Source organism: Microcystis sp. LE19-8.1F (genome assembly GCF_027531715.1).
In the GTDB taxonomy this organism is placed as follows: Bacteria; Cyanobacteriota; Cyanobacteriia; order Cyanobacteriales; family Microcystaceae; genus Microcystis; species Microcystis wesenbergii_A.
Genome location: NZ_JAPZSO010000226.1, coordinates 1 through 11,112, shown reverse-complemented (window position 1 = coordinate 11,112; position 11,112 = coordinate 1). Strand labels below are relative to the sequence as shown.

15 protein-coding genes and 1 pseudogene are annotated in these 11,112 nt (G+C 42.8%); 3 read left to right on the top strand and 13 right to left on the bottom strand.

Going from position 1 to position 11,112, the window contains the following annotated elements; translation table 11 throughout:
- Positions 1–115: 115 nt before the first annotated feature.
- Positions 116–388, bottom strand: coding sequence for a hypothetical protein (locus O9334_RS20870; protein WP_288002264.1), 273 nt, complete (start codon positions 386–388; stop codon positions 116–118).
- A 404-nt stretch (positions 389–792) separates the two neighbouring features.
- Between O9334_RS20870 and sipA the strand changes: the two genes are divergently transcribed.
- Positions 793–1,005 carry a regulatory protein SipA gene (sipA, locus tag O9334_RS20865; RefSeq protein ID WP_002777112.1) on the top strand — a complete coding sequence of 71 codons (213 nt, stop codon included), beginning with the start codon at positions 793–795 and terminating at the stop codon, positions 1,003–1,005.
- 66 nt (positions 1,006–1,071) lie between these two features.
- Positions 1,072–2,022, top strand: coding sequence for a glycosyltransferase family protein (locus O9334_RS20860; protein ID WP_288002261.1), 951 nt, complete (start codon positions 1,072–1,074; stop codon positions 2,020–2,022).
- Here the strand turns inward: O9334_RS20860 and O9334_RS20855 are convergent.
- The 8 genes from O9334_RS20855 to O9334_RS20820 form a co-directional block, all read right to left on the bottom strand.
- Entirely contained in the window at positions 2,009–3,607 is a 1,599-nt protein-coding gene (locus O9334_RS20855) for a peptide ligase PGM1-related protein (RefSeq protein WP_288002267.1), read from the bottom strand. The genes O9334_RS20860 and O9334_RS20855 overlap by 14 nt on opposite strands.
- Positions 3,608–3,773: 166 nt before the next feature.
- Complete coding sequence (gene psaJ / locus O9334_RS20850) at positions 3,774–3,902, bottom strand: photosystem I reaction center subunit IX (RefSeq protein ID WP_002738148.1); 129 nt, start codon at positions 3,900–3,902, stop codon at positions 3,774–3,776.
- A gap of 45 nt (positions 3,903–3,947) precedes the next feature.
- Positions 3,948–4,442, bottom strand: coding sequence for a photosystem I reaction center subunit III (locus tag O9334_RS20845; protein ID WP_045362915.1), 495 nt, complete (start codon positions 4,440–4,442; stop codon positions 3,948–3,950).
- 132 nt (positions 4,443–4,574) lie between these two features.
- Positions 4,575–4,994: a secondary thiamine-phosphate synthase enzyme YjbQ gene (locus O9334_RS20840; RefSeq protein WP_045362918.1), complete on the bottom strand. Its 420-nt coding sequence runs from the start codon at positions 4,992–4,994 to the stop codon at positions 4,575–4,577.
- Positions 4,995–5,004: 10 nt separating this feature from the next.
- The gene (cobA, locus tag O9334_RS20835; protein ID WP_288002258.1) at positions 5,005–5,805 is read right to left on the bottom strand and encodes a uroporphyrinogen-III C-methyltransferase; all 801 of its coding nucleotides are present in this window, start codon (positions 5,803–5,805) and stop codon (positions 5,005–5,007) included.
- A gap of 289 nt (positions 5,806–6,094) precedes the next feature.
- Positions 6,095–6,385, bottom strand: coding sequence for an addiction module antidote protein (locus O9334_RS20830; RefSeq protein WP_002757266.1), 291 nt, complete (start codon positions 6,383–6,385; stop codon positions 6,095–6,097).
- 9 nt (positions 6,386–6,394) lie between these two features.
- The gene (locus tag O9334_RS20825; RefSeq protein WP_072927249.1) at positions 6,395–6,685 is read right to left on the bottom strand and encodes a type II toxin-antitoxin system RelE/ParE family toxin; all 291 of its coding nucleotides are present in this window, start codon (positions 6,683–6,685) and stop codon (positions 6,395–6,397) included.
- Positions 6,686–6,823: 138 nt separating this feature from the next.
- On the bottom strand, positions 6,824–8,329 hold the full coding sequence (locus O9334_RS20820; RefSeq protein ID WP_288002256.1) for a group II intron reverse transcriptase/maturase: 1,506 nt from the start codon (positions 8,327–8,329) through the stop codon (positions 6,824–6,826).
- On the opposite strand from O9334_RS20820, the gene O9334_RS20815 reads away from it, so the two are divergent.
- Entirely contained in the window at positions 8,328–8,507 is a 180-nt protein-coding gene (locus O9334_RS20815; protein WP_288002254.1) for a hypothetical protein, read from the top strand. The genes O9334_RS20820 and O9334_RS20815 overlap by 2 nt on opposite strands.
- A 440-nt stretch (positions 8,508–8,947) precedes the next feature.
- Here O9334_RS20815 and O9334_RS20810 read toward each other — a convergent pair whose 3' ends face one another.
- The 4 genes and pseudogenes from O9334_RS20810 to O9334_RS20795 all read right to left on the bottom strand — a co-directional run.
- On the bottom strand, positions 8,948–9,613 hold the full coding sequence (locus O9334_RS20810) for a hypothetical protein (protein WP_288002251.1): 666 nt from the start codon (positions 9,611–9,613) through the stop codon (positions 8,948–8,950).
- Between the two features lie 325 nt (positions 9,614–9,938).
- Positions 9,939–10,211 carry a ParE family toxin-like protein gene (locus O9334_RS20805; RefSeq protein ID WP_288002249.1) on the bottom strand — a complete coding sequence of 91 codons (273 nt, stop codon included), beginning with the start codon at positions 10,209–10,211 and terminating at the stop codon, positions 9,939–9,941.
- A complete protein-coding gene (locus O9334_RS20800; protein WP_002750228.1) occupies positions 10,208–10,435 on the bottom strand; it encodes a hypothetical protein in 228 nt (75 codons plus the stop codon). Before O9334_RS20800 ends, O9334_RS20805 begins: the two co-directional genes overlap by 4 nt.
- A 390-nt stretch (positions 10,436–10,825) precedes the next feature.
- Positions 10,826–11,112 (bottom strand): annotated as a pseudogene (locus O9334_RS20795) (IS701 family transposase); the annotation flags it as partial.

Here is an 11,112-nt window from a genome sequence, read left to right as displayed (position 1 = left end):
CTTGCTCCGTGCCATCGCAAATGAGGTTTGAGAGCTTGTTTCAACGCATTATACTGGTTCATAGGGGTTTCGAGATTAGTGCTATTTCTCATAAAACCCCACTCCCGCCTACTTTTCAAGCTTTTTGTCCTGTACTTAGAGCAGTTATAGGCTCTGTACCTTGAGTTCCAGTTATGGATGTAACTCTATATCCAGTAAAGCCTGATTCAGTGGTCAAAAAATCATCCGTGATCAATGTGGCATTAACTGGTGTGGGATTGGCAGCAGAGGGAAAATCTATATCGAAAGTCACATTAAATGTCAAAGCCGAAGCAGGATTTACTCCAAAGCCAATCATTGTAGTCGTTGCAGCCGCTCCAAGAGCTAAGGCTAAAGTCCAATTTTTCATTTTTTACTCCTGAGTAGTGTTTTTTGTGTGTAAGTTTGTAGTCTTAGCTTTGAGGCTATTAGCCTACTTTTGTCGTTTCTTTGCTAGGTTAGGCAACACCCCAACCCAACTCCAAAGGGAGACAACGAGATTATACACATTCCCCCCCCCACAACTGTATCAAAAAGTACAATTTAATAAATCTTTACATTCTTCTCCCCAACTAGCGATTCAGATTTTGGCTTTTTTGATTGTACTGATAGCGATCGCCACCCTCCCAGCTAGGTCAAGCAACAGCCCAACCCAACGCCAAAGGCGGATGGCAACAGCCTACAGAATACCTATTCCCTAGGGAATCTATCTTTAGAATGATTTAAAATATGCTAAGTTGAGATACGATGTCACGATCGCATCTAGTCAGTACCATGAGTGAAATTAGCATCGGGGGAAAAGTCCGTCTGATTGCCATTCCCCCTTACCTGAAAACCGCCGATCCTATGCCTATGTTACGGCCGCCAGAGCTGCTCAATATCGACGATATCGGCACGGTTATCGATCGCCGGCCGGGGGGTTATTGGGGTGTAAAATTCGATCGAGGCTCATTTCTGCTCGATAGCAAATATTTAGAAGCTATTTAAACCAGTTAAGTGCATCACGGTCAAGACAACTTTGATAAATCACAAGCAAATCTAACGAGTTAATTTATGTCTAATACTTTTCTATCGATCGTTATCCCGATGCGCGAGGGATTTGGCGAACATTGGCTAGGAGAATTGTTGAAAGTCAAGGGAGATATAGAATTTATTTTAGTTCATCCTCCTGGGGTCAAACCTTCGCCGGTGAATGATCCACGCATGAAACAGATTGTCTGTGCTTTACGAGGTGAAATTATTCAAAGAAGTACAGGATTTTTAAATGCCAGAGGTACTTATATTCTCACAATCAATTGCGATGAATATTTACACCCGGAGATCGTCACCTTAGTTAAAGACTATTTTGAACGCTTTCCCAACAGTTGGGTATTGCGATTAGCCAGACGTGGATTTCCCTACGGTGAACGAGAAAAATTAGAGAGTACTTGGCCAACAATTCCCGATGTAAAAAGTTTAGCTATCTGTAGCAGAAGAGAAAATAATAGTAACTTATTTAAAGAGAATACTTATTTATTAGAAGCACCGATCGCTCCTTTAGATAATCCTTTTAATCCTAGCGCCCTGATCGGGAAACGTCGAGATCAAAAGGGTCCTCACATGGAAAACTTTGATAAAAAAGTTTGGAAAAACGAACTGGTACAACCGGCAGTTAAAGAGATTACTGCTTCCATGAGTGTCACCGGCCCGATTAAATATATTCCCTTTTGGTGTTTAGATAGATTACTGGGTTTATATATTCAGGCCAAGTTTTTTGAGCAAGGTAAAACTATCGGTCATTGGCTGCCAGAAATAGCCGAGCAACTGCGGATTGAAGATAATCCTCCTGAGTATAAAAGAACTAAACGTTTTTACTTTATTGCCGAGGTGATTCTCCTGAGAAATTTCCCTAAATACGGTTATCTTTGGAATTTAATTCTCGCTCAAGCGACGGAAGTACCGGGACGAGCCATTGATTCCCTAAAACGCAAAATTTTGCCAGAAAAACCTTCTATATCCAAGTGATCGGTAATCCAGAATAATAACCTAAATTTATGGAACTATGCTCTGTTTCCCAATCTAACACCTGTTCCACACGCTGATAAATTGCCGCAGCTTCCTCACTAGAATTGCCGATACAAGTTAACCCTAATTTACCAAATTCTGACAGCGCACCCATGAGATGAAAAACTGTTCCCGTTTTACTGCTACTATCAAAATGCAAGTGATGTTTAGCAATAATATCCATTAAATCATCGGGAAGTAAACCTTTGTATTGGGGTTTGTGGAGATTATCGGAGGCAATATAGTATTTTTCCTGGTGAGGTTGACTGAAAAATAATCCAGTTTCTCGATCGTATTTACCATTAGTTAAAAGCTTCAAAGTCATAAAAGGATGGGTGGTTCCTCCTTTTCGCAGATTAATTTCGATCGCCTGTAAATCCCAGACTAAAGTTTCTGGATTTTTCACAGCGACGAAATCAACTCCATAGCGTTCAATTGCCCCCTTGGCTGCCAGAATTTCCCCTATTTTTAGACCTAATTCCTGTAATTGTAGGCGATAATTTTCATCGGCAGGAAAATGACAACCTAGATAAATTTGACCATCGGGACCCCCTAAAATTTGATCGTGAGTGGAAAGAATCTTCACTTCTCCCGTGGGTGTAATATAACCTTGCACACTTGGCGATCGCTTTTCTTCTCCTTCAATAAAAGCTTCGACAATTGCCCCTAATTCAGCAATTCTGCCAGAAAAACTCTCCCAATTTTCATCCCTTGCTTGAAAACTCATCTTCTCTAATTGTTTGGACAAGAGATTCATTTTCTCGCTTAAATCTAGACTGTTACTATCAACAATTACCCCTAAAGGACGTAAATCTAAAACTGCATTTCCTTCTCCCGATAACCCCTCATTTAACTTCACTACCATGCGTTTTAATTGCGGTTGACGGAACCACAAACTAGCGGCCTCATACAACAAATCCTTGACCGTATTTACCTGTAAACTACCGTCAGGATGGGGAATATTGCCCTGACTAAAAATCTCGCGACTGCCACTTTTAGAACCCCAATACAATAAGTCTGGACTACAGGCAAATAAAGGAATATCTAATTGTAAAGACAATTCTCGCTCTAAATTAGTAGAATTAAAACAAACCATGTAGGCACGATCTCGACGCAACGCTTGCCGGATTCTTGCTACTAAGCGCGGTCTTTCCAGAATTTTTTGGGTTAAAGGTTGAAAAGAGTTATCGTGAGTTGTCAGTAATAACAGACGATTATTAGCATGGGAAAAAGGAATCCCAGGCAACAATTGCAGATAATAATCAATCACCATCCGCGCCAGTGGCTGCGCTGTTACATAGATTAAACGAGTTTTCGGATGTCGCAACCGAATCAGAGAAAATAATAATCTTTCTTCGTAATGTAAAAAACCCGCCACTTTTTGACCGACTCTCTGATCGATACTAAAAGAAGGGACAACGAGGATATCATAATCGCATTCATCCGATTCGGGAACGTTTTCTCCCTGCCAAATCTCTTTTAATTTTTCTTGTAATTCTTGATACCGCAGACGCTTTCCTAGCATCAAATCTCTATCTAACAGCATGGTTTGTCCCACCTCTGTGGTTGCAGACACCTGTATCTTATCGATTTTTAGAGCCTGTCGTCTCCAGTGCCTTTCTTTTCTTAATATTCTCCCAATCCCTCCGATCGTTGCCCTTAAAAAGGGATACAGTGGACTCTGTATCCCCTTTAATCACCTGAGATTGCCTTTAACCTAGCGGGTGGAATAAGAGATCGGGATAAAAGCGATTAAATTCGATTAAAATCCCGGCGGTGAAAGTCAGCAGCGCCATAATTAACACGGGTGCGGACGAGAGAAATTTAGTAAGTCCTTCCATCTGAGTTCTCCTAGGGAATAAAAAGTCAAGGGTTTGACACAAAAATTAACGAGGGGAAACGGTAATTTCCGAATCCTTAACGGTTAATTTACCAGAAGTGGCTTCTTGTAAAGCCGCTAACGGCCAGAGGAACCCCGTTAACATTTTGCTCAAAGCGAGGGGAACATCGATGATGATTTCCTTCATTTCGGCATCTTTGCTGTCGCGCACGGCGATTAAATAGGCCCGACCAACCCAACCGATCCAACCGGTAATGTACAGGAATAGGATGCTAGGGATAAAGAAATCACCCATGTGATCCCAACGACCATCAACAATTAGGTGAGGATAGCCTTCGGGTCCACAGAGAGCTTGGGAGTAGGTTTGAGCGCGTTTGGCTCCCGATTCGGGGTCGAGAGTGGTGTTGCGGAAACTCTTCGCTTTTTGTAGGAAAGCGGGATTTTCGCTACAAGGGGTCAGATTGGACAAATCAGCCGACGCTGGAGCGGCAAAGGTGAACCAGAGAGATAGCACCAGGGCCAGAGCGAACAATTTTCGCATAAATTGTTTCCTTTTGTTACGAAATATGAAGTTCTTTGTTCAAAAAGCGAACAATTTGATCGTACACGGAAAAAATCTTACTCCGATGAGGGGTACGAGTAAAGTTTCTATTACAAAACTATACGCAAAGCTTCAGACCCCTGTGATATGAACCACCACTTGTCTTTGGTGACGACTCTGACGATGTTCCCAGAGATAGATACCTTGCCAGATCCCTAAAACTAATTTACCCCTAGCGATCGGGATTTGTTCCGATGTCCGGGTTAGGACTGAGCGAATGTGAGCGGGCATATCGTCTGGCCCTTCGGTAGAGTGATAGTAGAGACTGCTATCTTCCGGCACTAACTTGGCGAAGAAATTGGCCAAATCGGTGAGAACATCGGGATCGGCATTTTCTTGGATCAGCAAAGAAGCGGAGGTGTGACAGACAAAGACACTGCATAATCCCGTCGTTATGCCCGATTCAGCCACGATCGCTTCTATGGGGGCGGTAAGACGATGGAAATTCTTGGGACTGGTGGTAATCGTCAGGGATTTTTGATATTGACGCATGGAAACCGAATCAGAGAGAAATGGGTGTAGGGGGGATTGTCCTCGATAGCAAAGGTTGTCCCGCTTGCAAGAGATCGTGAAGGTCCACCACTGCCCCGATAACAGCGATCGCTGGGGCTTCAAAGCCGGTGGCTTCGATCTGGTCCATAATCGTGGTGAAAGTACCGATTAACTGCTGTTGTTGCGGTGTTGTTCCCCAGCGAATCAGAGCGATCGGTGTTTCTGGACTTCTGCCGGCCTTGGTTAACTCGCCGATAATATAGGGTAAATTATGCACACCCATGTAAACGACAATTGTTTCCGCACCATGGGCGATCGCTGACCAGTTAACTTGAGGACGATATTTACCCGCCATCTCGTGGCCGGTGACGAAGGTAACGGAAGAACTATAATCGCGATGGGTGAGGGGAATACCGGCGTAGGCAGGCACGGCAATTCCTGAAGTGATCCCTGGCACGATCTCGACGCTAATTCCGGCCGCGATCAGATCGAGCATTTCTTCACCCCCGCGACCGAAAACAAAGGGATCACCCCCCTTGAGACGAACAACCACAGCATTAGTCTGGGCCTTTTGGATCAGTAAAGCGGTGATTTCCTCCTGTACTAGAGAATGACGACCGCGACGCTTACCCCCATGGATTTGTTCGGCCCTGGGGTTAATCATGGCTAGAATCGAGGGGCTAACTAGGGCATCATAGAGGACAATATCGGCATTTTCTAAGAGAACTTTCGCTTTTAAGGTCAACAAACCGGGATCTCCGGGACCTGCACCGACGAGATAGACCTTACCGCAACTTTCTGATTGATTCATAGATACTGGGGAGAAAATTCTTGCTTCGATTGATCGCGCTTGATCCCTACTGTATTGTGACTGGGGCAAAATTTGGTATTTTTGACTACAGTTACTCGGCGATCGTGCGCTTTCTTCATGAAGAATTATGATCTTAACATTACTTAACCTTTCATCTAGCGATCGCTCTGATCCTAAATCCCGTTTAACAGGTATGGGGGAGTAGAAAGTGGGGAAAAGGGAGCGGGTTTTTCCAGTGGGATTGGGAGTTAATCATGCTATTAAAAACCGATTCAGTATAACGGTGAAGTTAGGCAATTGGTACGACTTGGAGGCGTAACCCAAGTGATTGTAAGACCTTAAGAACTGTGGCAAACTCTGGATTGCCTTCGATTGACAAAGCTTTATAGAGACTTTCACGCCCCAACCCTGTTTCACGGGCAATATGTGTCATCCCTTTAGATCGAGCAATATCACCTAATGCTGCTACCACTAAGCTTGGATCGCCATCTTCAAGAGCTGCTTCAAGATATGCAGCTATATCTTCTTTTGTTTCGAGATGTTCTGCCGCATCCCAAGGATAGGTTTGGATAGTAGCCATGAAAATCTCCTATAAGTCTTGTGCTAAATTTAATGCTGTTTTGATGTCCCGTTCTTGAGTTTGCTTATCTCCTCCTGCCAAGAGGATGATCAAGGTCTCGCCTCGCTGAATGAAATACACCCGATAGCCTTGGCCATAATCGATCCGCAGTTCCGATACACCTTTTCCTACTGGTTTAACATCGCCTGGATTGCCCATAGACAGGCGACGAACACGAATGTCTATACGTGCTTTTGCTTGGCGATCCCGCAAATTGCTAAACCACTGAGAGTAGGTTTCGGTCTGGCGAATTTCAATCATGCCCTAAGTGTATCCTATGGGATACAGAAGGACAAGCAATAAAAATAAGGTGGGTAGAGTCGATGGGAGGTATTATCCTCCGCACCTCTCTCTTAGAGCCGAGCGTGCGACTTTCACCGCACTCGGCTCCCGATAATCTTAGCTTTCACTTTTGCACCTGTGGATGTAATCGTGGCATGATTCGTGTACTGCCAAAAGATTATTGGCTCGACCATTAGCGTGATTTCTATCGATGTGGTGCAGATGTATTCTTTCCTCATCAATAAATTTCAAGCCACAATATCCACAGGTATGGTTCTGTCGGATTAAAGACCTAGAAGTTGCTCCATCGTAAAGTTTGGACTGTCTCTTAGACCAGTAAACTAAGTCACCGTTAAAAGGCGAATAATCTCCTCTAACGTTGATGTGCTTGTTTTCTGAATATGGCACAGGTGGAAACGCTTTTTTGACTAAATTTGCAGCCATCTGGCGGTTTACCTTTTTTTCTTTTAAGAACACTTTATATGTCCTATGATTAAGTTGCCATAATGAGAATCTTGAGCCATTCAGTTTACAATAGCGGTGGTAGTTTCTCCATCCTCTGACTATTGGAGCTAATTTTTGGGCTTTAATCTTTGCCCCATAATTCGAGTGATTGATGATGGCTTTAACTTTCTGACGAAAGGCTTTAAAGTTTTCCTCTGAGGGATAACTTCTAAATTTTCCGTTGGCTTGCACAACAAAGTGCCACCCTAGAAAGTCAAATCCTTCTGTCGAGGCTACTAACCTTGTCTTCGATGGCTTAATGTTTAGACCTCTTGTAGCTAGAAAACTTGCGACTTTTTCCAGAATCTCTTCCGCTTTATCTTGGGGTTTAAGAAGGAACACCAAATCGTCAGCATATCTGACTGAGTAGTGAATATTCTCTATTCCATTGAGAGCGATGTTTGCTAGTAATGGACTCACGACACCTCCTTGGGGAGTTCCTTGTTCAGGAAATTCTGGGTTAACTCCTGCTTTTAAGCATCTCATCAATCCAGCTTTGATGCTTTGGGGAGCAATGATTAATTCCCTTAATGTGTTGTGGTTGATTCTATCGAAGCATTTCTCGATGTCTAATTCTAGGATTCTTTTGTTTAATCCGTTGCTGCTACTTCTTAAGTTTAAGAAGAGTATTTTTTGACAATCGTGAGCGGAACGTCCAGTTCTAAAACCGTAGCTCCTTTCGTGAAATGTGGCTTCGTGGGCAGGTTCTAGGGCGTATTTGACAAGACATTGCCAAGCTCTATCTGAGATGGTAGGAATTTTGAGCATCCGGGTTGTTCCATCCTTTTTGGCTATCGGAATTTTTCTCAGTCCCTGATGTTGCCAATTCCAGACTTTGGTTTCTAGGACTGATTCTAATTCCCACCTTTCTCGGAATGAAAGTGATGCTTTCCCATCTATTCCTGCTGTCTTCTTACCAGCATTTAGTTGAGTTACTTGACGAATTGCCAGTAATCTAGCACTTCGAGATTTTAAGATTAGCTTTTGAAGATTTTTGGCTTTTGCCTTGTCTCCTACTCTCATGGCTTTCCACAATCTACATTGTAGTCGGAATAGATTCCTACGGAGTTTCTTCCACGGAATGTTGTTCCACAGTTCTCTAAAACTATTACTAATCATGAGTCTAACTGGTCTCTACTTGGTTTCTTGTGTTCTGATTACCTCGAAGCAATTACGCTTCGTCCTACCCGATGTTAGGGGTTACGTTGCTCGTCCAACCTACTTGAGTTTCGACTTTTCTCTTGACCTAATCATCGTTTTTCTTCGTTCCGACTGTTGGATTGTTTTGACAACTTAGGGTTGACCACTTCACCCACCTTCAACTCTAGGGATAGCAGATACCGTAACGAAAGCTCTGCGAGTTTAGAAGGTTGAGTCAACATTTTTAGCTCAGATTGTTGCTCTGAAATTGGACGCTTTTTCTGGTTTTCCCTTATTGTCTCCCCGTTAACGCTCCTTGCGCCTATCTGTTTTGGCTCTGATTGCGTCCTTGTTCCCCGCTTCAGCCTCTAGATTTCCGAGTCCAGTCACTGGGGGCAGGTCGGGAGTCACTGTGTCCCTTACAGGGTAGGTCTTTCACCTACATCCTTTTTGTCAGTTATGCTGTTTTATCGGCACTCTAGGCTATTTATTCCCCTAGAAACGAATCGCACCGTTACATTTCATTAACGCACCCTACAAGATCGGCGATCGCAATGAGTACCCAAATACTATCGCAGTACAAAATTTTGGTTCAACCTATCGCCGAAAGAGCCATGAAGCTAAATCAATAACCAGGTTTAACAACCAAGGAACAAATAGTGCAAGCAGCCACCCTATCAAATTAATCGTTGCAAGCGAGACTAAGATTTTCCAACCAAGAATTAACCACCTAAAAATGAAGAATGAATCAGAAAATTCCCAAATTGCTAAGATAACCCAAGCAATCAAAGCAAGAGACAACGCCGGGAAAATAATCCTAAGTAAAATCCAATCCAAATTAGGGAAAGTCGTCAATGTCAAGGCTAGTTTATCAAGATGTGTGTAGTAAAAATAGCCGATGGGATAAGCCACAAGCCAAAGGTTCGCCAAGAAATTAGCTGACTGTGGATCTCCAGGAACTGTCTTGCCTGTTGGCAAAAAAACTATACCATCAGATCCATACCCTGTAGTCATCTCATCATGATCTATACTAACAAATATCCCAATCAGGAATGCGGGTATAAGCCATATGATCGAGAAGGCTGCAATTTTGCTGAGTTCAGGAAGCGGAGAGCTAAAACGGACTCCAGTCGCAATTATGCTATCGCAACTGGTCAGGAAAATCGCAACTGGTAGTGCAGATAACCAGGGTGACAATCTTTGCTGAGCTTTCTTCTTTCGTCGCATGAAATTGTGTCGCATGAAATGGTAAGGATAGCTCAAATAAGTTTCTTCAAATGCCTCAGAAGCATTTCAAATTAGCCAGCTAACTACATATTATAGGTCAACTTTCTGTATAACACTCTCTGGGGTAACGATATGGGTCAACTTTCGGTATATCACTCCATTTAGGCGCAATCGTCAGAACTTTTCCCTATATTAACCCCAAGAGCGTGTTAGCCAGATTAGCTTACTGCAAACAATCTCCTTTAAGGAAACTTATCACAGAAGCTTTCCGAAACTATAGCAAAGATTCTTAGATATGACTGCACTTTGTCACAAAATTTCACTATTATTTCGGGTGCGGTGATTTGTTATGTTTCTTGGTTCACAACTTCTTTAACAATTGGTCATACTCTGGGTGAGAGCCTATCCAAAACCAAACAATTACATTCTTATTCTTGATTTTTCCTAGCGCTCTCCAACCTATACCGACTCTGATTGACCAGATCTGGTCTTCTTGATTGACCTCCTTAAATTCTAAGCTTGGATTACTTGGGTTATCTTTCCATAACTTGTAATTTTTTCTGGCTGTTCTTTTCACTCTTTCTGGTAGCTGTTGAAATAAGCCGACGAAATCTGGATTTAGTTCCGACTTCATAGCTGATCAAATCCCATTTCTTCAGTCTGTCCGTTTTCTGAATCCGCAATAGCTTTCTGAGCAAGTTCTTTGAGAATTAAGCTGTCTTGGGGTTTAGATAATGTTTCTTGCCATTTGATTTCATTTTCGATGTCTTCAATAAACTGCTCTGCCAGTTCGTCTTGAATTGCTTCTGGTAGTTCTTGAGCTTTTTGTACAGCTTTACTTAGAAGTGTTGATAACATTTCTTCTCTTCTCTTGAAAACATAACTACATATTATAGGTCAACTTTCTGTATAAAACTCTCCAGAGTAACGATATGGGTCAACCTTCTGTATATCACTCCATTTAGGCGCAATCGCTGGAACTTTTCCCCTATATCACCCCCAAAAGCGTCTTAGCCAGATTAGCATCTTGCCAAAAACCTTGTTTAACTAAATTCCTGACAATTAGGCTCATTCTAGCGATGATTCTTCGATCTGACCGCACCCCTTGACAAAAATTTATAATTATTCGACCTTTAGCGATCGCTATCGGGGGATAGTTGTTTTTTGTTACAGCAGTGTGGAGAAGGGAGCGGGTTTTTCAAGTGGGATTGGGAGCTAATCATGCTATTAATGGGACTTAAACAAATTTCAAGCCCAAATGTAGCCCAAAGCCGCTTTGTGAGCGGAAAAGACATCAATATTCTGCGTTAGACAAGGGAAAAAACGAAAAGACATCGCTGTACGAAAAGCCTCCAAAGCATCAGTAAATGTCTCCAAAGGTTTATTCGCCCATTGCCTTTGTAGTCCCCCGGTTAAGTGATGCCAGAGAATAAAAGTGTAGGCACAAAACACCAGGATAAAATGGCGAAGAAGGCTTTCTTTCTCGCGAACCTGATATTCTCTTAGCCCTAACCATCCTTTCGCCTCTCGATAGA